20 protein-coding genes and 1 pseudogene are annotated in these 19,585 nt (G+C 73.4%); 8 read left to right on the top strand and 13 right to left on the bottom strand.

The window, feature by feature from the left end:
* The first annotated feature begins 72 nt into the window (after positions 1-72).
* Positions 73-555, top strand: coding sequence for a MarR family transcriptional regulator (locus SLP03_RS25490; RefSeq protein ID WP_319463161.1), 483 nt, complete (start codon positions 73-75; stop codon positions 553-555).
* On the opposite strand, the gene SLP03_RS25485 is transcribed toward SLP03_RS25490, so the two are convergent.
* The 5 genes and pseudogenes from SLP03_RS25485 to SLP03_RS25465 form a co-directional block, all read right to left on the bottom strand.
* Entirely contained in the window at positions 497-934 is a 438-nt protein-coding gene (locus tag SLP03_RS25485; RefSeq protein ID WP_319463160.1) for a hypothetical protein, read from the bottom strand. The genes SLP03_RS25490 and SLP03_RS25485 overlap by 59 nt on opposite strands.
* A 377-nt stretch (positions 935-1,311) precedes the next feature.
* Positions 1,312-1,761 (bottom strand): annotated as a pseudogene (locus SLP03_RS25480) (SRPBCC family protein); the annotation flags it as partial.
* A gap of 113 nt (positions 1,762-1,874) precedes the next feature.
* Entirely contained in the window at positions 1,875-3,188 is a 1,314-nt protein-coding gene (locus SLP03_RS25475; protein ID WP_319463159.1) for an MFS transporter, read from the bottom strand.
* Positions 3,181-3,783, bottom strand: a complete 603-nt coding sequence (locus SLP03_RS25470; protein ID WP_319463158.1) for a winged helix-turn-helix domain-containing protein — start codon at positions 3,781-3,783, stop codon at positions 3,181-3,183. Before SLP03_RS25470 ends, SLP03_RS25475 begins: the two co-directional genes overlap by 8 nt.
* A 74-nt stretch (positions 3,784-3,857) precedes the next feature.
* A complete protein-coding gene (locus tag SLP03_RS25465; protein WP_319463157.1) occupies positions 3,858-4,475 on the bottom strand; it encodes a pyridoxamine 5'-phosphate oxidase family protein in 618 nt (205 codons plus the stop codon).
* A gap of 156 nt (positions 4,476-4,631) precedes the next feature.
* Here SLP03_RS25465 and SLP03_RS25460 point away from each other — a divergent pair, with 156 nt between their 5' ends.
* From SLP03_RS25460 to SLP03_RS25450, 3 genes are read left to right on the top strand one after another with little or no spacing between them, the layout of a single operon-like run.
* A complete protein-coding gene (locus SLP03_RS25460) occupies positions 4,632-5,138 on the top strand; it encodes a DUF2231 domain-containing protein (RefSeq protein ID WP_319463156.1) in 507 nt (168 codons plus the stop codon).
* Entirely contained in the window at positions 5,135-5,683 is a 549-nt protein-coding gene (locus SLP03_RS25455; RefSeq protein WP_319463155.1) for an Hsp20/alpha crystallin family protein, read from the top strand. The genes SLP03_RS25460 and SLP03_RS25455 overlap by 4 nt, the downstream gene beginning before the upstream one ends.
* An 8-nt stretch (positions 5,684-5,691) precedes the next feature.
* Positions 5,692-6,798 carry a glycosyltransferase family 9 protein gene (locus tag SLP03_RS25450; protein WP_319463154.1) on the top strand — a complete coding sequence of 369 codons (1,107 nt, stop codon included), beginning with the start codon at positions 5,692-5,694 and terminating at the stop codon, positions 6,796-6,798.
* A gap of 8 nt (positions 6,799-6,806) precedes the next feature.
* Here SLP03_RS25450 and SLP03_RS25445 read toward each other — a convergent pair whose 3' ends face one another.
* On the bottom strand, positions 6,807-7,685 hold the full coding sequence (locus tag SLP03_RS25445) for a glycosyltransferase family A protein (RefSeq protein ID WP_319463153.1): 879 nt from the start codon (positions 7,683-7,685) through the stop codon (positions 6,807-6,809).
* Complete coding sequence (rfaE2, locus tag SLP03_RS25440; protein ID WP_319463152.1) at positions 7,682-9,580, bottom strand: D-glycero-beta-D-manno-heptose 1-phosphate adenylyltransferase; 1,899 nt, start codon at positions 9,578-9,580, stop codon at positions 7,682-7,684. Before rfaE2 ends, SLP03_RS25445 begins: the two co-directional genes overlap by 4 nt.
* A 146-nt stretch (positions 9,581-9,726) precedes the next feature.
* On the opposite strand from rfaE2, the gene SLP03_RS25435 reads away from it, so the two are divergent.
* Together SLP03_RS25435 and SLP03_RS25430 are read left to right on the top strand one after the other, a co-directional pair.
* Entirely contained in the window at positions 9,727-11,403 is a 1,677-nt protein-coding gene (locus tag SLP03_RS25435; RefSeq protein WP_319463151.1) for an MDR family MFS transporter, read from the top strand.
* 145 nt (positions 11,404-11,548) lie between these two features.
* On the top strand, positions 11,549-12,448 hold the full coding sequence (locus SLP03_RS25430) for a hypothetical protein (protein WP_319463150.1): 900 nt from the start codon (positions 11,549-11,551) through the stop codon (positions 12,446-12,448).
* 34 nt (positions 12,449-12,482) lie between these two features.
* Here the strand turns inward: SLP03_RS25430 and SLP03_RS25425 are convergent, their stop codons facing one another.
* Entirely contained in the window at positions 12,483-12,974 is a 492-nt protein-coding gene (locus SLP03_RS25425; protein ID WP_319463149.1) for an NUDIX domain-containing protein, read from the bottom strand.
* 70 nt (positions 12,975-13,044) lie between these two features.
* Here SLP03_RS25425 and SLP03_RS25420 point away from each other — a divergent pair, with 70 nt between their 5' ends.
* Positions 13,045-14,679 (top strand): fatty acid--CoA ligase, encoded by a 1,635-nt coding sequence (locus SLP03_RS25420; RefSeq protein WP_319463183.1) that lies wholly within the window; start codon positions 13,045-13,047, stop codon positions 14,677-14,679.
* 188 nt (positions 14,680-14,867) lie between these two features.
* On the opposite strand, the gene SLP03_RS25415 is transcribed toward SLP03_RS25420, so the two are convergent.
* From SLP03_RS25415 to SLP03_RS25395, 5 genes are all read right to left on the bottom strand, one after another.
* On the bottom strand, positions 14,868-15,881 hold the full coding sequence (locus SLP03_RS25415; RefSeq protein ID WP_319463148.1) for an NADPH:quinone reductase: 1,014 nt from the start codon (positions 15,879-15,881) through the stop codon (positions 14,868-14,870).
* A 326-nt stretch (positions 15,882-16,207) separates the two neighbouring features.
* Positions 16,208-16,861, bottom strand: coding sequence for an HAD family phosphatase (locus SLP03_RS25410; protein ID WP_319463147.1), 654 nt, complete (start codon positions 16,859-16,861; stop codon positions 16,208-16,210).
* 49 nt (positions 16,862-16,910) lie between these two features.
* Positions 16,911-17,171, bottom strand: coding sequence for a YciI family protein (locus SLP03_RS25405; RefSeq protein ID WP_319463146.1), 261 nt, complete (start codon positions 17,169-17,171; stop codon positions 16,911-16,913).
* A gap of 63 nt (positions 17,172-17,234) precedes the next feature.
* The gene (locus SLP03_RS25400) at positions 17,235-18,065 is read right to left on the bottom strand and encodes an SCO6745 family protein (protein ID WP_319463182.1); all 831 of its coding nucleotides are present in this window, start codon (positions 18,063-18,065) and stop codon (positions 17,235-17,237) included.
* Positions 18,066-18,204: 139 nt separating this feature from the next.
* Entirely contained in the window at positions 18,205-18,873 is a 669-nt protein-coding gene (locus SLP03_RS25395; RefSeq protein ID WP_319463145.1) for an FKBP-type peptidyl-prolyl cis-trans isomerase, read from the bottom strand.
* A 155-nt stretch (positions 18,874-19,028) separates the two neighbouring features.
* Between SLP03_RS25395 and SLP03_RS25390 the strand changes: the two genes are divergently transcribed.
* Positions 19,029-19,421: a PPOX class F420-dependent oxidoreductase gene (locus tag SLP03_RS25390; RefSeq protein WP_319463144.1), complete on the top strand. Its 393-nt coding sequence runs from the start codon at positions 19,029-19,031 to the stop codon at positions 19,419-19,421.
* Positions 19,422-19,585: the final 164 nt, after the last annotated feature.

Genomic DNA, 19,585 nt, shown 5'->3' with positions numbered 1-19,585 from the left:
TCGCCATTGGTGCGCCAATGATTGGTACACCAACTATTGGTACGGTAACAGTGAAGGGGAGGGACTGACCGGATGGGTGACCTGGACGACGTCGATGATCCGCTGGCGCTGGAACAGCAGGTCTGCTTCGCCCTCTCCGTCGCGGCCCGTGGCGTGGTGGCCGCCTACCGCCCGCTGCTCGAACCGATGGGACTCACGCACCCGCAGTACCTGGTGATGCTGGCCCTCTGGCAGCACGCGCCGCTCTCCGTACGCGAGCTGAGCCGTCTCCTGCAACTCGATCCGGGCACCCTGTCGCCCCTGCTCAAGCGGCTGGAGGCGAGCGGCTACCTCCGGCGCGAGCGCGATTCGGCCGACGAGCGCAGCCTCGCCGTGACGCTCACCGCCAAGGGCCGGGCGTTGCGGAGTCAGGCCGAGCGCATCCCCCCGGCCATCGTCGAGCGGCTGGGCATGCAAATCGAGGACCTCAAGCGCCTGCACGCCACGCTGACCGAGGTCATCGAGGCGGCGCGGCAGGCGTCGAAGGCGCCTCCGGCCAACCACGCCGCGGAGTGACGCCGGCCAGGCCCGCCCGCCCGGCGTACCGCGGATCGGGGAGCCGACGGGCGCGTGGTGCCTCGTCGGGACGCGGCGGCCAGTCCCGGTACGGCAGGTAGGCCAGTCGCCAGGCGATCACCACGAAGATGTACCCGCCGACGCCGACCGGCCAGAACAGGGCGTCGCGTCGGCGGTAGGAGACCCGGGGCGCGAGCCAGGCCGTCACCGCCATGGGGACGACGACCGCGCCGACATCCGCCAGCGGACGAAGCCCGGTACGCGCCGCGATCAGATCGCGGATCAACAGCGAGGGAATAATCACGGCTGTCATCAGCAACACCGTGATCACCGTGCGCGGCAGCCGGCCGAGCGGCGCACGCAGCGGGGTGTCGGTCATGAGCGGAGAATACGGATCGCCGGTGGCCGTGGACACGGGTGAGCCCGGCGGGCTCGGCTACTGGCCGGCCCGCCGGGCTCATTCCGGCAGGGAGCTGACGTGCGTCAGAGGTTGCGGCGCGGGTCGGCCGGATCGGCCGGGAAGGTGCTCGCCCGGGGCGTGGGGACGCCCGTCACCAGGTACTCGGTCTCCGTCTCCGGCGGGGTGGTGTCGTCGTCGCTCGTCCGGTGCTTGGCCAGGGCCGCGGCGCCAGCCGCAGCCGCGCCCGCGACGACCGCGCCGGCCGCCACGGCCTTGCCGGAGACGCCGGCCTTGCCGTCGTCACCCCGCGAGGACACGGCGTGCGCCACGCCGGGGGTGCCGAGGTTGCGACCCTCGTCGATCGTGCCGCGCCAGGCGCCGGTCTCGGTGCCCCGGCCCTCGATGTACGACTTGAAATTCTCCAGGTCCGCCTCGGCCCGCTTCTCGACGATGTGCAGCTTGTCGCCGGCCTTCTCGACCAGCCCCTCGGGCTCGTACTCAAGGGAGAGCCGGACCTGGGTGCGGTCCGTGCCGACCGGCTGGAAGTAGACGGCGCCGGCGTTGGTCGCGCCGTCGGTGGCCGCCCACGCCACCTTGCGGTCCGGCACCTGCTCCAGGACCTTGGCGTCCCACTCACGCTTCACGCCCGCGATCTCGGCGACCCAGTGGATCCGCTGGTCGTCGAGCTGGCGTACCTCCTCGACGCCCCCCATGAAACGGGGGAACTCCTCGAACTGCGTCCACTGGTTGTACGCGGTGCTGACCGGGACGTTGACTTCGATGGACTTCTCGACCTTCGTGGTCATGGAACACTCCTTGTCGGTGAGTCGTCTTTCGCGTCCACCGGAGTTCGTACCCGGGAGAGGGACGCTCAACCGGAACGACGACGTGCACAGCGGACGCACGCCACGTGCGAGTCTCAGCCGTCCGCCGCCGGCTCGGGCAGCTCGCGCAGCCCGCGGACCGGGGAGAAGGCCACCCAGAGCAGGCCGGCGAGGGCGCCGGTGGTGGCGATCCAGAGCGCCGGTCGTACGCCGATGGCCTGGCCGAGCGCGCCACCGAGCAGGGCGCCGATCGGCCGGATGCCGTAGTTGACCGTGCGCCGAACGCCGGACACCCGGGCGAGCAGCCGTCGCGGGGTGAGCGCGGTCTGCACCGAGCCGCCGGCGATGTCGAGCATCATCACCCCGGCGGCGGCGAGGAACTCGGCGACGAAGAGCATGCCCAGTACCAGCGGCATGGGGCCGTCGGCCAGCGGGACGAGCAGCAGCGGGGCGGGGAAGAGGACGTAGCTGGCGACCACCGTCGGGCCGACGCCGAAGCGGCGGGCCAGCCGTCCGGTCAGCGCCGCGCCGATCAGCCCGCCCACCGCGCCCGCGCCGATCACCGCGCCGAGCACGCCGGGCGCGATGCCCAGCTCGCGGGTGGCGTACAGCACGAAGAGCGCGATGAACATGAAGTTGAACAGGTTGACCGTGGTGGACCCGAGCAGGAGCCCGCGCATCATCGGCGAGCGGACCAGCACCCGCAGTCCCTCGCCGATGCCGAGGCCGGCGCCGCGTGCGGGTGCCGGCTCCGTCGGCCGGATCCGCCGCAGGAAGTATGCCGAGACGAGGTACGACACGGCGTCGGCGACCAGCGCGACCGGCGCGCTGAGCATCTGCACCAGGACGCCGGCGAGGCCCGGGCCGGCCACCGTGGACATCGCCCGGCTGCCGTTGAGCAGCGTGTTGGCCTCGACGTAGTCGTGCCGGTCGACCAGGGACACGAAGAGCGTGCTGCGGGACACCTCGAAGAGGACGGCCAGCGTGCCGATCGCGAAGGCGACGACGTAGAGCTGGGGGAGGGCCAGCCCGCCGAACAGGTACGCCACCGGCACGGTCGCCATCAGCAGCGCCCGGCCGACGTCGGTGAGCACCATGATCCGGCGCTTGTGCGGGTACCGGTCGACCCAGGCGCCGACCAGGAGCGGGAAGAGCAGGTTCGGCGCCAGCCCGGCGGCGGTCAGGTAGCCCATCTCGGCGGGCCCGGCCGTGGTGCCGAGCACGGCGAGCAGCGGCAGGGCGAGCCCGGAGACCTCGTCGCCGAAGAGGGAGACGGTCGTCGCCGACCAGTACCGCCGGAACGCCCGCTCGCGCAGCAGCCGGGGCAGCAACGCGCGGTGCGCCCGGCGGGGCGGCGCGGCCTGCTGGAGCGGGCTGTCGACGACCTTCGCCGCCGGCCCGTCAGTCATCGGCCCGGCCGCGGTCGTCCGGGCTCGGGCCGTCCTCGATCGGCATGAGCATCTGGAAGAGCGCGATCGGCCGGGTGCCGGCGGGCCGAGCGGCCGGGTCGGTGACGCGGTCGTCGTACTCGGCGAAGAGGGCGTCCATCCGGCGGGTCAGCTCGGCCAGCTCGTCGGGGGTCACGTGCAGCAGGGCGTCGCTGAAGCCGGTGACCGCGCGCCAGGCCGCCGGTTCCTGGGCCCGCCGGGCGAGGAAGTCCTCGGCCCGCCGCACGTACCGGGCGAGCAGCACGGCGCTGATCTGGTCGGTGGCGGCCCGCATCTCGGGGTCGTCGGTGCCCTCGTCCCAGGTGGTCACCGCGGCGGTGGCCCGCCAGGGCCGCTCCCGGGCGTCCGCGCCCGGCGCCCGCTCGGCCAGCCCGTACTTGGCCAGCTGCCGCAGGTGGAACGAGCAGCTCGGCACGCTCTCCCCGAGCAGCTCGGCGGCCCGGGTGGCGGTCATCGGGCCCTGCCGGCGGAGCAGTCCGATCAGGGTCATCCGCAGCGGGTGGGCGTAGCCACGCAGCGAGACGGGGTCGGAGAGGTTCACCCGGGAGAGCGCCATACGCTAAAGCTATCTTTATAAAGATGTCTTTAGCAATACCCTGAGGGCGTCCCGGCCCGGTCGGGCCGGACGGATCAGGAGTAGATGCGCCGGGCGTAGTCCGGGCCGTAGTGGCGCTCCAGGTCGGCGAGGCTCTCCGCCGGGGCCTCCACCTCCTTGATCAGCCGGGGCCGGGACGGCAGCACGTCCGGGTGCCAGGTCTCCGGCTGCCACAGCTCGGAGCGGAGGAACGCCTTCGCGCAGTGGTAGAAGACCTGCTCGACCTCCACCACCACGGCCAGCACCGGGCGATGCCCCTTGACCACCATGTCGTCGAAGAACGGTGCCTCCCGGACCAGCCGCGCCCGGCCGTTGATCCGCAACGTGTCGGTGCGCCCGGGGATCAGATAGATCAGCCCGACGTGTGGGTTGTCCAGGATGTTCCGGTAGCCGTCCGCCCGGCGGTTGCCCGGCCGCTCCGGGATCGCGATCGTCGTCTCGTCGAGCACCAGTGTGAAGCCGGGCGGGTCGCCCTTCGGCGAGACGTCGCAGCTGCCGTCCGCGCCGGCCGTCGCGACCAGGCAGAACGGCGAGGCGGCCAGCCACTGCCGGTCCCGCGCGTGCAGCACCGTGCGCTCCTTGGCGACCGACCGGGGCATCGGCGCCCCCAGCAGCTCCCGCAGCTCCTCGTGCGAAGTGATCTCCACCGTCACGTGTGCCTCCCCCGTCCGTTGACCCCGGTGACGGGCCGGCGGAACGACCGGTCCCCGCCGCCAGCCTAGTGAGCGCGACGAACGCGAGGTTTGCCCGGGAAGCCGACGGGTACGGCCTAACCCGCAGCGCGCTCGGACGCGACCGATGGAGGCCCCATGGAGAGCCGACTGAAGGTGCTCGGCCACCCCGTGCACCCGATGCTGGTGATGTTCCCGGTGGCGCTCCTGGTCACCGCGGTGATCTTCGACGTGGTCGACACCGTCGGCGGGCCCGACTTCCTGGCCGAGGTGGCGTACTGGAACATCACCGTCGGTCTGGTCGGCGGCCTGCTGGCCGCGGCGGCCGGCAGCGTCGACCTGCTCGCCCTCCCCACGGGCACCCGGGCGAAGCGGGTGGGCCTCACCCACGCCGCCGCCAACGTCGCGGTGATCCTGCTCTTCGCCGCGGTCTGGGTGGTCCGGCTCAACGCCGACTCCCGGGCCGCCGGCGGCGCCCTGATCGCCATCGAGCTGGTCGCCGTGGCGATCCTCGGCATCAGCGCCTGGCTCGGCGGTGAGCTGGTCGACCGGCTCGGCGTCGGGGTCGACCCGCAGGCCGACCTGAACGCCCCGAGCTCGCTGCGACCCCCCACGGCGAACCAGCGGATCGGAGACGTGCGATGACGGAACAGTCCAGCGGTGGTGGCCTCGGCCGGGGCTGGCGCGGTCGACAGCAGGGATGGGACCCGATGGGCGAGCTGCAGTCCCTGCGTTCCGAGCTGAGCCGCCTGGTCGGCGGCCGGTCGGGCACGCCGGACGTCGAGCTGACCGAGACCGCCGACGGCTGGCAGGTCGTCGTCCGGCTGCCCGGGGTGACGCCGGAGGAGGTGGCCGTCGAGCTGGACGACCGGGAACTCTGCGTCCGGGCCCGCTCGGAGGCCGAGGTCAACGCCGACCACGGCATCCCGGGCGGCTTCGAGACGCGCGGCTTCGAGTACCGGATCGACCTGCCGTCCCGGGTGGACCCGGACCGGATCGACGCGGTGATGGACCACGGCCTGCTCCGGGTCCGGCTGCCCCGGGCGTCCCGGCCCGTACCGCGCACCATCACCGTCGGGCGCACCGGCATCCGACCCGCCCGCACCGGTACGACCACCCTGGCCGATCCGGCCGCGGACCGGGAGATGCACCACCCGGACACCACGGTCGACGAGATCGACCGGCCGTAGCGGCGCGCGTGGATACACCGTCCCTGCTCGGGCCGGTCGGCGAGCGGGTGCCCGACGTCGCGCGGATCGCGGTGCTCCGGGCCAACGCGCTCGGCGACTTCATCTTCACCCTGCCCGCGCTGGAGGCGCTGGAGGCCGCGTACCCGTCGGCGGAGATCGTGCTGCTCGGCGCGCCCTGGCACGCGAAGCTCTGGCGGGACCGGCCCGGCCCGGTGGACCGGGTGCTGGTGATCCCGCCCGCGCCCGGCATCCGCGACCCCGGACCCGGCGAACCCGGGTCCTCGATGGACGACTTCCTCGCCGCGGCCCGCGAGGAACGCTTCGACCTGGCCCTGCAGCTGCACGGCGGCGGCGGCAACTCCAACCCCGTCGTCGCCGCGCTGGGCGCCCGGGTCACCGCCGGGCTGCGCGCCGAGGACGCCCCACCGCTGGACCGCTGGCTCCGGTACGTCTACTACCAGCACGAGGTGATCCGCTACCTGGAGGTCGTGGGCCTGGTCGGGGCGCCGGCCACCACGATCATCCCGAGGCTCGCGGTGACCGACGCGGACCGGGCGGAGGCCCGGCAGGTGCTCGGCGAGCCGCGGCTACCCCGGGTGGCGCTGCATCCGGGGGCCACCGACACCCGCCGGCGCTGGCCCCCGGAGCGCTTCGGCGAGGTGGCCCGCGCCCTGGTCGACGACGGGTACGAGGTGCTGGTCACCGGCACGCCGGCCGAGCGCGAGGTGGTCGCGGCCGTGGTCGCGGCGGCCGGGGTGCCGGTACGCCCACAGGTCGGCACGCTCAGCCTCGGCGGGCTCACCGCCTGCTACGCCGGCTGCGCGCTGGTCGTCTCCAACGACACCGGGCCGCTGCACCTGGCCGCCGCGGTCGGCGCCGCGACCGTGGGTGTCTACTGGGTCGGCAACCTGATCAACGGGGCCACCCCGCTGCGCGCCCGGCACAGACCGATCGCGTCCTGGACGACCCGCTGCCCGGTGTGCGGCGTCGACTGCACCCCCGGGATCTACCGGCACCGCGACGGCGACGGCGACTGCCCGCACCGGGACTCCTTCGTCGCCGACGTGCCCGCGATCGAGGTGGTGGAGGCCGCCCGCGAGCTGCTCGGCCGCTGAGCAGGCGCTCAGGCGGGCTGCGGGGTGTCGGACTCGACGAGGACGACCTCCCACGCCTCCACGTCCCGCTCGGTCACCGTGGTCGGCGACTCCAGGTGATACGCGCCGCTGGGCAGGACGCCCGCACCGCCGTGCCGGGCCATCACCGCGAGCTGCGCGGCGACGTCCTCGCCCTGGTGCCGCTCGTGCAGCCGGCGCCAGAACTCGAAGCCGCCGGAGTCGACCAGCTTGGCCCGGTCGTAGAGCACGCACCCACCGATCCAGGAGATCTTGTACGCGCGCCACGCACCCGCCGGCAGCCGTAGCTTCTCGGTGACGTGCAGCAGGTTCGCCGCCGGGTGGATCCGCGCCCGGTTCCAGGCCGGGGTGCCGGGGCGTATCCGCTCGGGGGTCGGGAGGCCCGGCCACTCCTCGTAGTGCCCGTGCGTCTCCGGCCGGACGTCGTCGGCGTACGACAGGCCGTGCACGGCGTTGCCGACGAAACCGCAGCCCAGCTCACGGATCGCGGTGACCAGCCGGGACAGCGTGCCCGGCTCCAGCCAGACGTCGTCGTCGAGGCAGAGGACGTACCGGGCGACCGACCGGTCCAGCAGGTAGGCGCGGTGTTCGGCCAGGCCGCGCCGGGGCAGCCGGCGGGTCAGCAGCACCGGGTGGCCCCGGTGGCGCAGCGCCCGGACCATGGTGGCCGCCGCCGGGTGGACGTACGCCGGCTCGTCGTCGGACTGGTCGCTGACCACCACCCCGAAGTCGGGTACGCCCTCCTGAGCGGCCAGCCCGGAGAGGGTGACCGCCAGCTCGGCCGGGCGGTTGCGGGTCGGGATCAGCACGTCGACCTGCCGCGGCCGGCGGAACTCCGCCGGGGTGCCGAGGTCGAGCGGTCGGTTCACGTCGGCCTGCCCGGTACGCCGTCGGTGACGGTAGAGGACCGCGGCGGGGCGCCGTTGCCGGCGACGGACTGCGCCCGGATCCGGTCGATGATCGCCGAGGTGGACCGGTCCGGCACGTAGCCGAGGGTGCGCACCTGGCCGCCCAGCCGGCGGACCAGGGGCGCCTCCGGGACCATCTCCGGCGGGTAGTCGCCGCCCTTGACGTACACGTCCGGTCGGACCGCCTCGATCAGCGGCGCCGGGGAATCCTCCTCGAACACCACCACGTGGTCGACGCACTGCAGGGCGGCGAGCAGGGCCGTCCGGTCCTCGACCGGGTTCACCGGCCGGTCCGGCCCCTTGAGCCGGCGGACGCTGCCGTCGGAGTTGACCGCCACGACCAGCAGGTCGCCGAGCGCGCGGGCCTGGGTCAGGTAGCGGACGTGCCCCGGGTGCAGCACGTCGAAGCAGCCGTTGGTGAAGACCACCGAGCGGCCGGAGCGACGATGGTCCTCGACGATCGAGCTCAGCTCGTCGGCGTCGACCAGGGCCGGGTGACCGGTCTCGTCCGGCCCGGTGCCCAGCGCCTCCAGCAGGTCCTCCTGCCGGCACACGCAGGTGCCGGTGTCGGAGACCGTGATGGTCGCGGCGAGCTGGGCGAGCTGGGCGGCGGTGGGCAGCGTCGCGTCGGCCGCCAGCGCCAGCGTCATCGCCGCCAGGTACGCGTCTCCGGCGCCGACCGCGTGGCTGGCCGGTACCGGAGTGCTGTGGCTGCGTCGGGGCTCGCCGTCCGCCCCGCCGACCACCGCACCCTCGGTGTCCAGGGTCACCGCCACCACGTCGGCGCCGGTGTGTGCGCGCAGCTCGGCCAGGCGCGACTCGGCCAGCACGGCCCGGTCGACCCCGGCACCGGCCGCCGCGTTCACGGTGACGCCGGTGCCGGTCACGCTGAGCCCGTCGCCGGTCATGGCCACCCGGTCCTCGCCGGGCGTCGGCTCCCCGGTCGGCCCGCCGGCCCCGGCCGGGCTGAAGTTGACGCCCCGGCCCGCCCGGCGCGGGTGGGAGTCCGCCGGCCCGGTGTCGGTCGGGCGCTCGCCCGCCCCGCCGGGCGCCGTGCCGACGCTGAGCTCGGAGGGACCGTCCGCCGGGTCCGCGACCGGGTGGTCAAGGTGCAGGTCGGGGCCGGTGTGCTCCCGGGCGGCGGGGCGTGGGCCGGCGTTGAAGCCGGCGGCGGCGCGGGCCAGCAGCCGGGCCGCCTCGGCGAAGCTCGGGGTCACCACCGTCGGGTTGAGGCCGCGCCAGTCGGCCAGGTCGTGCGCGTCGAGCGCCACCGTGGCGTAGCGGTCCCGGTTGGCCACCAGCCAGGCGCGGACCAGCCCGGGCAGCGCGCCCAGGCCGTAGTCGCAGACCACCAGCGTCGGCGGTTGGCCGTCCGCGGCGGCCTTCAGCTCCTCGGTCGCGCAGCTGAGCGCGGTGAGCAGGCGGTCCACCCCGTCGTCGTCGAGCGCGTCGTCCGGGTCGCCGGAGTCCTCGCGCAGCAGGATCTGGTTTCCGGCGAGCATCCGCCGCTTCACCGGGGTCGGCCGGCCGGGCTGATTGACCGTCCGGTCCCAGACGCCCGCACGGTCGAGGCAGTCGTGCAGTTCGTCGCCGGCCACGTCGGCGCCGATCGGGGCCACCAGCACCGCCCGGCCGCCGAGGGTGGCGACGTTGACCGCCGTGTTCGCCGCCCCACCGGCGGCGGAGATGCGCCGCCGCAGGGTGAGGACCGGGGCGGGCGCCTCCCGGCAGAGCCGCTCGGACTCCGCGAACCGCCACTCGTCCAGCATGGCGTCGCCGACGACCAGCACGGGACGCCCCTGCCAGCCCGCCACGACGGTGGCGAGCCGGCGCTCTTCCGCTGCTGCTCCTGCCATGCCTTCCGGGGTCCCCGTCGGCATGCCGGTCAAACCTGAGCCGACGTGGGCACGTACCGTCCGTCCGGTGTCGGGGGGCCGGCACTGATCTTCTGATTTCCCCCGCCGTCCGGGCATGTTCCGGGAGGCGGGGGAAAGAAGGCGGGATGACCACGGAAGCTCAGGCCCCGCCGGTGCTGGACGTCCGCCAGATCCGCCTGCTGATGTTCGGTCTGATGACCGGGATGCTGCTGGCGGCGCTGGACCAGACCATCGTCGGTACGGCGCTGCCCACCATCGTCGGCGAGTTGGGCGGGATCAACCACTACTCGTGGGTGGTGACCGCGTACCTGCTCGCCTCCACCGCCTCGACCCCGCTGTACGGCAAGATGGCCGACCTGTACGGGCGCCGTCCGGTCTTCCTCTTCTCGATCGGCACGTTCCTGCTGGGCTCGCTGCTGGCCGGCCTGTCGCAGAACATGACCCAGCTGATCCTCACCCGGGGCGTGCAGGGGGTGGGCGCGGGTGGCCTGATGACGCTGGCGTTCACCATCATCTCGGACGTGGTGTCGCCCCGGGAGCGCGGCCGCTACCAGGGGCTCTTCGGCGCGGTCTTCGGGTTGTCGTCGGTGGCCGGGCCGTTGGTCGGTGGGTACTTCGCGGAGACCAACTGGCGGTGGATCTTCTACATCAACGTGCCGCTGGCGATCCTGGCGATCGTGGTCTGCTACCACGTCATGCGGTTGATCCCGTTCCAGCGGCGGGAGCACGCCATCGACTGGATCGGGGCGGGGCTGCTGGTCGCCGGGGTGAGCTGCCTGCTGCTCGCGCTGAGCTGGGGCGGCAACCAGTACGCCTGGGGCTCTGGCGTGATCATCGGGCTCTTCGTGGCAGGCGTGGTGCTCGGCGTGCTCTTCGTGCTCCAGGAGGCCCGGGTCGCCGAGCCGATCCTGCCGCTGCGACTGTTCCGCAGCGCCACCTTCGCGTTGGCCAACTCGGCGGGTTTCGTGCTCGGCCTGGTGATGTTCGGGTCGATCATCTTCATCCCGCTCTACCTGCAGATCGTCAAGGGCGCCTCGCCGACCCGCAGCGGTCTGCTGATGCTGCCGATGATGGCGGGCATCATCGTCACCTCGGTGCTGACCGGCCGGGCGATGAGCCGGATCGGGCGGTACAAGTGGTTCCCGGTGGCGGGCTCGGCGGTGCTGCTCACCGGCATGCTGCTCTTCACCCGGCTGCAGGTGGACACCTCGCTCTGGGTGGCGTTCGGGTTCATGGTGGTGATCGGCGTCGGGCTGGGCCTCTGCATGCAGTCGCTGATCCTGGCCGTGCAGAACGCGGTGGACGTCCGGGACCTGGGGGCCGGCACCTCGTCGGCGACGTTCTTCCGGTCGCTGGGCGGGTCGTTCGGGGTCGCCATCCTCGGGGCGGTGCTGTCGTCGCAGCTCACCCGTCAGCTCGCCGACCGGCTGCCGGCGGCGATCGCGCAGCTCCCGCCGGACCAGCGGGCCGCGGTGGCGGCCAGGGGCGGCGCCAACATCTCGATCAACGCCCCGGCGACCATCGCCGCCCTGCCCGGCCCGGTCCGCGCCGCGATCCAGGCCGCGTTCGTCGAGTCGCTGCACCTGGTCTTCCTCACCACCGGCTTGATCGCGATCGTGGCCGTGCTGGTCACCCTGGCCCTGCCGGACGAGAAGCTGCGTGGCGCCAGCCCGCAGGGGGCCACCGGCGGCGCCGACCCGCTCGGCGGCACGGCCGCCGCCCCCGGCGGCAAGCCGCTGACGAAGGAGTCCAAGGAGGAGGCCGCCGCCGAGATGGAGGCGAAGTCCCAGACGATGCTCTGACGATCATGTAACGGAACGACGGCGGTTGACGTCCATTGGGAGGAGCCACCCTCGGGTGTGCTCCCGGCCGGCGTCGACGGGGGCGGCGGCCGTCCGTACCCGCCGGCCAGGGCCGCGGGTGCGGGTCCTTCGACCATGGGACGTCATGACTCGGAACCGAACCCTCCGTGCCGGACTCGTCGCTCTCTCCCTCTCCGCGGCCTCGGCGGCGTTGCTGCCGGCCACGCCGGCCGGCGCGGCGCCCGCGCCCCGGCCCGACCTGAAGCTGAACCTCAGCGTCACCCCGAACACGATGATCGGGGCGACCGAGAACCTGGCCATCGTCACCGCCACTGTCGACAACGTCGGCGCGGCGACCGTCGAGGACGTCACCGTCTCCTTCACGTTCCCGCCCGGCGGGCAGATCGTCGGAGACCCGGCCTGGCAGTGCGACTACACCACGTTCGTCTGCACCAACATCTACGGCCCGGTGCCGCCGGGCGGCACCGCCGAGCCGCTGCGGGTCTACGTCGGCCTGCCCGACGCGCCGGCCGGCACCGTCGCCACCATCAAGGCGACGGCCGCCACCAGCGCCCGCGAGGTCACCCGGACCAACAACTCCGGTCAGGTCCAGACCACCTACGGGTACGTCGCCGACCTGTCCCTGAGCAGCGGCCCGCAGTGGGAGACCGACATCCCGGCCGACGGCGGCCCGATCTTCCCCGGGTTCACAGCCAGCAACGTGGGCTCCGCCCCCGCCGACGACCTGCGGCTCGTCGTCGACGTGCCCGCCGGGTTCACGGTGGCCGGCGAACCGCAGTCCGATCCCACCGACCCGAGCCCGTGGCTCTGCGACGTGATGGCCACCCAGGTGGTGTGCACCGCCGGTCCGCTCGCGGAGGGAGGCTCGTCCAGGGTGACGGTGCCGATGACCGCCCCGGCCGGTACGCCGGACGACCGCTTCGCGATCCACGGCCAGGTCAGCACCTCGGGTGCGGAGTGGCGTCCCTGGGACTGGGACAACGGCGCCGATGCGAACTTCCACTACGTGGCGCCGGCGGTCTGACCCGCTGACCGGCTGGTCCTCGGGTGGCCTGCGGCTACTTGAGGATCAGCCGGTTGGTCTGTTCGAAGACGTCCAGGTCGGCGAGGGTCTCCGGGACGCTGACGGAGAGCGGGGCGGGGAGCTCCTCCGGGTGGAAGAAGCCGGCGTCGGTGGTCTCGTCGGTCATCCGGGCCAGCTCGCCGTCCCACTCCTCGACCCGGAACGCGGTGGTGAAGATCTGGTACGTGTGGCCGTACATGTTGGTGTGGGTCCGGTCCGGCCCGGTGTAGAGGGCGAAGGCGCTGACCCGCAGGGCGCGCAGCCCGGTCTCCTCGTACACCTCGCGGACGGCGCAGTCGGCGATCGACTCGCCCAGCTCCATCGCGCCGGCCGGCATCGCCCACTGGCCGTTGTCCGAGCGCCGGATCAGCAGTACCCGGGCGGCGTTGTCGCGGACCACCGCGCGGGCGCCGACGAACATCAGGGTGCGGTCACCGGCCAGGGCACGCAGCTGCCCCACGTACGAGTCGGCCCAGGAGATGCTCACTCGGACAATTTACGGGGCTTCCCAAGCTGTGACCGCCGACACTAGCTTGTTACCCATGCGTAGCACGATGATGGACGCCCCTCTCCAGGTCGCCCGGATCCTCGAACACGGCTCCACCGTGCACGGCACGGCGGAAGTGGTGACCTGGACCGGCGGCGAACCCCGACGGATGTCGTACGCCGAGGTCGGGCGGACCGCCGCCCGGCTGGCCCACGCGCTGCGCGACGAGTGCGGGGTGACCGGTGACGAGCGCGTCGCCACGTTCATGTGGAACAACAACGAGCACCTGGTGGCGTACTTCGCCGTGCCGAGCATGGGCGCGGTGCTGCACACCCTCAACATCCGGCTCTTCCCCGACCAGGTCACCTACATCGCCAACCACGCCGAGGACCGCGTGGTGCTGGTCGACTCGACCTTGATCCCGCTGCTCGCCCGGGTGATCGGCGAGCTGACCACGGTGCGGCACGTGGTGCTGGTCGGCGGCGGCGACCCGGCGCCGCTGGTGGCCGCGGCCGGTGACCGGATCGCCGTACACCACTGGGACGCCCTGCTGGCCGGCCGGCCGGAGACGTACGCCTGGCCGGAGGTGGACGAGCGCGACGCCGCCGCCCTCTGCTACACCTCCGGCACCACCGGCAACCCCAAGGGCGTCGCCTACTCGCACCGTTCGATGTACCTGCACTCGCTGCAGGTCTGCATGCCCGAGGGGTTCGGTCTCGGGCCGACCGACCGCGAGCTGGCCATCGTGCCGATGTTCCACGCGATGTCCTGGGGCCTGCCGTACGCGGCGTTCCTTTCTGGCGCGTCGCTGATCATGCCGGACCGGTTCCTCCAGGCCGCCCCGATCGCCGAGATGATCGCCGTCGAGCGGCCCACCCTGGCCGGCGCGGTGCCGACCATCTGGACCGACCTGCTGGCGTACCTGGACAGCCACGACGTGGACACCTCCTCGCTCAAGGAGGTGATCGTCGGCGGCTCGGCCTGCCCGCCGGCGCTGATGCACGCGTTCCACGAGCGGCACGACATCGACGTGATCCATGCCTGGGGGATGACCGAGATGTCCCCGCTCGGCTCGGTCTCCCGGCCGCCGGCCGGCGCGACGGGCGACGAGGCCTGGCGCTACCGCTACACCCAGGGCCGGGTGCCGGCCGGGGTGGCCGCCCGCATCGTGGGTCCGTTCGGCGAGCCGCTGCCCGCCGACGGGACGGCCGTCGGCGAGCTCGAGGTCCGTGGGCCGTGGGTGACCGCCCGGTACGTCGGTGACGAGAACCCGGACGAGGAGAAGTTCCGCGACGGCTGGCTGCGGACCGGCGACGTCGGCACGCTCTCGCCGGACGGCTACCTCATCCTCACCGACCGGGCCAAGGACGTGATCAAGTCGGGCGGGGAGTGGATTTCCTCGGTCGACCTGGAGAACGCCCTGATGGCGCACCCGGCGGTGCTGGAGGCGTGCGTGGTGGGCGTGCCGGACGAGCGCTGGGACGAGCGCCCGCTGGCGACCGTGGTGGTCCGGGAGGGCGCGTCGGTGACCGTCGAGGAGCTGCGCGACTTCCTGGCGAAGTCGGTGGCCCGCTGGCAGTTGCCCGAGCGGTGGGCGTTCATCGATGCGGTGCCGAAGACCAGCGTCGGCAAGTTCGACAAGAAGGTGGTTCGCTCCCGGTACGCCGAGGGTGGCCTGGAGGTGCGGGAACTGACCGCGCCGTAACGCTTTCCGGCGTACCGTCGCCTGGATGGGTAGGGGCGTGATTCGACTGAGAAGGCATCCCTCCCCAGGGGCGGCCCCGGCGTTCGCACCGCGCCGGGGCCGCCCGTCTAAGCGGGGCGACCCGCAGGCCAATTGTCGCGAAACTTGTTCGCCTCTGTCTCGATGACGGAGAAATCCGTTTCGTGGTCCTACGTCTCGCTCGTGGTGATGAGCACCTTGCCGACCACCGAGCTCTCGACGGCCTTGTGGGCCGCCGCCGCCGTCGCCAGCGAGTAGTGGTGCAGCGGCAGGCCGGCCTCCTCACCGACCCGGATCCCGCCCTGAGCGGCCGCCGCCGACACGTCCACCACCGCCTGCGCCTTGGCGGCCTTCGGCGCGGTGTAGATCAGCACGAACTGCCACCGCGCGTTCGGTCCCATCAGCGGCCGGATCGGCAGGGTCACCTCGTCGCCGCCGTCGTCGGCGTACACGCAGACCGCGCCGCCGGTACGCAGCAGCTGGACGTCGGTGGCGGCGTTGCGGGCGGCGGAGACCTCGACGATCGTGTGCACCCCGTCGGGGGCGACCTTCCGGACCTCCTCGACCACGTCCTGCTCGCGGTAGTTGATCACGAAGGAGGCGCCGGCCGCCGCCGCGAGCTGCGCCTTCTCCGGGCTGCTCACCGTGGCGATCACACAGGCGTCCGCCCACCGGGCGAGCTGGATCGCCGCGTTGCCCACCGCGCCCGCCCCGCCCTGCACCAGCACCACGTGGTCGCTGAGCGCGCCGGCGTGCAGCCGGTCCGGCATGAACTCGCCGGCGGTCAGGCAGCGGTGCGCCGTCATGAACGGGATGCCCAGCGCGGCCCCCAGGTCGAAGGAGGCGTCGCCGAGGCGTGCCGCCTGCCGGACCGGCACCACGGTGTACTCCGCCGCGGTGCCCCAGGGGCGCTGCCAGGCCGCCTCCCACAGCCACACCCGCTCGCCGATCAGGTTTTGGTCGACCCCCTCGCCGACCGCCTCGACCACCCCGGCGCCGTCCTGGTCGGGAATCTGCCAGCCGGCCCGCAGCGGCGACGCCTGCCGCGCCTTCCAGTCCGTCGGGTTCACCCCGGACACGGCCATCCGCACCAGCACCTCACCGCGACCCGGCTCCGGTATCGGCCGGTCAACCAGCTGGAGCACCGAGGCGTCCCCGTTGCGCTCGTACACGATCGCCTTCATCGCCGTCTCCTCCCCGCCGGACGCCGGCACCGCGGCCTGCGGTACCCGACCGATCCCTGATCATTCCGATCCGGCCGGCCCCGGAAACCGTACAACCAGGTAGTCGGTGGCAGGAGGGGTGACATGCGGGATATACCGGTGGCGGTTCGGCCGCCAGCGCCGCCGCGGGCAGGGACGGACGCCGGCGGGCCGGAGTGGCCCGCGGGCGACCGGGAGCCGGCCCGGCCGCCCGGCCCGGGACCCCGGCGGTTCCTGCCGAAGTCGAGCCGGAGCCGGGCGGTCTGAGCGCGGGCGTGAGCGTGCCCGCCGGCGGCGTCGGCGCCGGTTCAGCCGAGCCGGTCCACCACCTCCGGGGTGAGGGCGTCGACCGAGGGGAGCAGCACGGCCGCGAGCCCCGCCGCGTCCGGGTCCAGCGGGTAGGACCCGTGCGGGATGGCCACCACCCGCATGCCGGCGGCGGCCGCCGAGCGCACCCCGTTCGAGGAGTCCTCGACCGCCACGCAGCGGGTCGGGTCGACGCCGAGCCGCGCGGCGACGGCCAACCAGACGTCCGGCGCCGGCTTGCCCCGGGCGGTCTCCTCGGTCGACAGCGTCGCGCCGAAGGCGTCGGCCAGGCCGGTGGCGGCCAGCGCCGCCGCGATCAGCCGGGTGGGGGAGGAACTGGCCAACCCCAGCGGCCACCGCGCGGCCATCCGGCGCACCACCGCGTCGGCGTCGTCGATCAGCGGTACGCGCTCCGCGTACCGCCGGGTCATCTCCGCCACCACCTCGGAGGCGACCTGCTCGGGACTGCGGTCCACGCCCAGCTCACCGCTGAGGTGGGCGGCCCACTCGCCGGTGCTCATCCCCATCAGCCGGCGCTGGGTGTCGGGCTGCCAGGTGCCGCCGTGCGCGGTCACGTACGCCCGCCGGACCTCCTCCCAGACCGGCTCGGAGTCCACGATCACGCCGTCCAGGTCGAAGATCACCGCGTCCACCATGAGCCCATCCTGCCCGAACCGGCGACTGCCACCCGGGCGGCGGGCCGGCTCAGGTCAGGAAGGGCGCCCACTCCCGGATCCGGGCGATCTCGATGCCGGGCGTGGTGTAGTACGGGTCGGCGGCCAGCAGCCGGTCCAGCGCCGGCCGGTCCGGCACGTCGAAGACCAGCACCGCGCCGGAGTCGTCGGCCAGCGGCCCGGACATCCGTACCTTGCCCTCGGCGTGCAGGGCGGTGATCCGCTCCCGGTGGGCCGGTCGGGCGGCGAACCGGTCCGGGGCGTCGGTGAAGGCGAGTTCCACGATCCACATGCCGGGCACGCTACGCCTCCGGCACCGCGTTTCCGCCGCTGACCGGGTGAACGGGCCGGGCGGTCAGCCCGGCTGGGCCGCGGGCAGGCCGATCGGGCTCTGCCGGGGGATGATGGTGCGGCAGCGGCGGGCGATCGGCTGGAGCAGTTCACGCAGCCGCTCCGTACGCTCGGCGCCGAGCGCCCGCCACGGGCCGGCGGCGGCCCGGTCGGTGGCCTCCTCGACCGCCCGGAACGCGTCGCTGCCGTACGTGGTCGGCTCCCGGTCGGCGGTCAGCCAGCCGCGGGCCACCAGCCGCTCCTCGGCGGCGGCCCACTCCTCGTCGGTCCACCCCCGGGCCGGCTGGTGGAACTCCCGGGACTGGTCGACCCGGCAGCGCCAGGCCAGCACCTCGACCGGATCCAGCCCGGTGGTGACCAGGGCGGCGACGTGTCCGTCGCCCCGATGCTCGCGCAGGGTGGTCGCGGCCTGCCAGAGCCGGGCCAGCGGGTACTCGCCGGCCGGCAGGGCGGCGTTGACCGCGCCGAGCACCCGGCCGGCGGTCTCCACCCGCCCGGCCGCCGCCTCCAGCAGGTCGGCGGCCTCCACGAGATGGGCCTCCGGCAGCTCGTAGGTGAACTCGGCGAGGGCCTGGACGGCACCGGTGAGCCGGGCCCGCAGCGCCTCCTCCGGAGTGGCCAGCCGCCACACCGAGGGCAGTGCCCGGGCCACCATCCGGGGCGCGAAGCTGAAGAACGCGGCGATCACCGGCGGGGCGGCCGTCGGGCCGAGCGGCGCGGCCCGGCCGGCGAAGTAGCCCCGCCAGTAGCCGCGCAACCCGACCGCCTCGTACGCGGCCCGGGCGCGCGGGTGGAAGTAGGTCACCGCGTGGACCGGCTCGAAGTGCGTCCACATCACCCGGGCCGGCCCGGTGTCGTCCAGCGCCGTCACGTGCACCTCCGCGTCGGTGGACAAGTCACCGTGGGCGGTGGTACCGCCCACGGTGACCATGAACCTACTGCCGGTAGGTGACCGGACGGAAGACCGTGGTGACCTACTTGGCGGCGAGCACGTCGACGACGAAGCGCAGCGGGCCGGCCGGCCGCCCGCCCGCGGAGTCGTTGCCGTACGCCAGATCGGCGGGGATGTCGAGCTGCACCCGGCTGCCCACGGTCACCCCGACCAGGCCCTGGTCCCAGCCCTTGATGACCTGTCCGACACCGATCGGGAAGCTGGCCGGCTGCCCGTTGTTCCAGGAGGCGTCAAACTCCTTGCCGTCCTTGTAGAACACGCCCACGTAGTTGGTGGTGATGGTCTGGCCGGCCTTGACCGCCGGACCCTTGCCCTTGATCAGCGGGGTGACGGTGAGCTTGGTCAGCTCGCCCTTGCCCGGGTCGACCTTCGGCTTGGTGGCGAGCGCCGGATCCGCGCCCTCCGGGAGCTGCTGCGGCGGTGCGGCGGGCGCGGTGGCGTCGGGGGCCGGGGCGGTGGCGCTGGCCGAGGGGGTGCCGGCGGCCACCTTCTTGTCGTCCCCGCTGTTCACGGCGATGAAGACAGCGATCAGCACCGCGACGACGGCGACACCGGCGAGCGCGCCGAGCAGCGACTGCCGGCGGCGCTTCGCCTCGGCCGCCTTCTTCGCCGCCAGCTGGGCGGCCAACCGCCGCTCCGCCTTGGTGCCCGGGCTCTGGCCCGCCGACCGGTTCTGCACACGCTCGCTCACGTCGAACTCCCCTGCTGGGTGGTGGGTGCGGCCCGGCGGCCGCTGCCGAGGCCAGCGCACACGGTACCCGCCGGGACGCCCGCGGTGCCCCCTCGGCCGGGCGAGATCGGGCAGGAGGCGGGTCGGCGGCACTTTCCGGTAGTAGGTTCTCGACCATGGCGATCCTCACCGAAGTAGACCTGGCCCTGCTCGCCGAGCCGCAGCTCGCCCACGTGGCCACCATCGAGGCCGACGGCACTCCGCACGTCACCCCGGTATGGGTGGACACCGACGGCGTGCACATCCTGTTCAACACCGCCAAGGGCCGGCAGAAGTACGTCAACATGGAGCGCAACCCGGTGGTCGCGATCTCAATCGCGGACAAGGCGGACGACTTCCGCACCCTGTGGGTGAAGGGCACGGCCGAGTTCGTGACCGAGGGCGCCGACGAGCACATCGACCGGATGGCGAAGAAGTACCTCGGCCAGGACACCTACCCGTTCCATCAGCCGGGCGAGGAGCGGGTCATCGTCCGGATCACCCCGACCGAGAAGCTCGGCCGGGGCTGACGCGCGAGTCCCGCCGGGAGGCGGTCAAGCGGTCTTGCGGGGCGCGGCCTTCTTCTCGGCGGCCTTCTTCGCCGGGGCCTTGGCCGCCTTCTTCTCCGCGGTCTTCTTCTCCGCCGCCTTCTTCGCCGGCTCCGCCTTCTTGGCGGCGGCCTTCTTCTCCGCCG

Source organism: Micromonospora sp. RTP1Z1 (genome assembly GCF_033804685.1).
In the GTDB taxonomy this organism is placed as follows: domain Bacteria; phylum Actinomycetota; class Actinomycetes; order Mycobacteriales; family Micromonosporaceae; genus Micromonospora.
This window is presented reverse-complemented; position numbering and strand designations above follow the sequence as displayed.

What these genes read in the sequence shown, in the direction of transcription:
- SLP03_RS25405 (WP_319463146.1), bottom strand. Translation starts at nt 17,171, where the DNA reads ATGTGGATCGTGGAACTCGCCTTCACCGACGCCCCGGACCGGTTCGCC.
- SLP03_RS25435 (WP_319463151.1), top strand. Translation starts at nt 9,727, where the DNA reads ATGACCACGGAAGCTCAGGCCCCGCCGGTGCTGGACGTCCGCCAGATC.
- SLP03_RS25410 (WP_319463147.1), bottom strand. Translation starts at nt 16,861, where the DNA reads ATGGTGGACGCGGTGATCTTCGACCTGGACGGCGTGATCGTGGACTCC.
- SLP03_RS25485 (WP_319463160.1), bottom strand. Translation starts at nt 934, where the DNA reads ATGACCGACACCCCGCTGCGTGCGCCGCTCGGCCGGCTGCCGCGCACG.
- SLP03_RS25470 (WP_319463158.1), bottom strand. Translation starts at nt 3,783, where the DNA reads ATGGCGCTCTCCCGGGTGAACCTCTCCGACCCCGTCTCGCTGCGTGGC.
- SLP03_RS25455 (WP_319463155.1), top strand. Translation starts at nt 5,135, where the DNA reads ATGACGGAACAGTCCAGCGGTGGTGGCCTCGGCCGGGGCTGGCGCGGT.
- SLP03_RS25490 (WP_319463161.1), top strand. Translation starts at nt 73, where the DNA reads ATGGGTGACCTGGACGACGTCGATGATCCGCTGGCGCTGGAACAGCAG.
- SLP03_RS25430 (WP_319463150.1), top strand. Translation starts at nt 11,549, where the DNA reads ATGACTCGGAACCGAACCCTCCGTGCCGGACTCGTCGCTCTCTCCCTC.
- SLP03_RS25415 (WP_319463148.1), bottom strand. Translation starts at nt 15,881, where the DNA reads ATGAAGGCGATCGTGTACGAGCGCAACGGGGACGCCTCGGTGCTCCAG.
- SLP03_RS25400 (WP_319463182.1), bottom strand. Translation starts at nt 18,065, where the DNA reads ATGTGGACGCACTTCGAGCCGGTCCACGCGGTGACCTACTTCCACCCG.
- rfaE2 (WP_319463152.1), bottom strand. Translation starts at nt 9,580, where the DNA reads ATGGCAGGAGCAGCAGCGGAAGAGCGCCGGCTCGCCACCGTCGTGGCG.
- SLP03_RS25475 (WP_319463159.1), bottom strand. Translation starts at nt 3,188, where the DNA reads ATGACTGACGGGCCGGCGGCGAAGGTCGTCGACAGCCCGCTCCAGCAG.
- SLP03_RS25460 (WP_319463156.1), top strand. Translation starts at nt 4,632, where the DNA reads ATGGAGAGCCGACTGAAGGTGCTCGGCCACCCCGTGCACCCGATGCTG.
- SLP03_RS25390 (WP_319463144.1), top strand. Translation starts at nt 19,029, where the DNA reads ATGGCGATCCTCACCGAAGTAGACCTGGCCCTGCTCGCCGAGCCGCAG.
- SLP03_RS25420 (WP_319463183.1), top strand. Translation starts at nt 13,045, where the DNA reads ATGGACGCCCCTCTCCAGGTCGCCCGGATCCTCGAACACGGCTCCACC.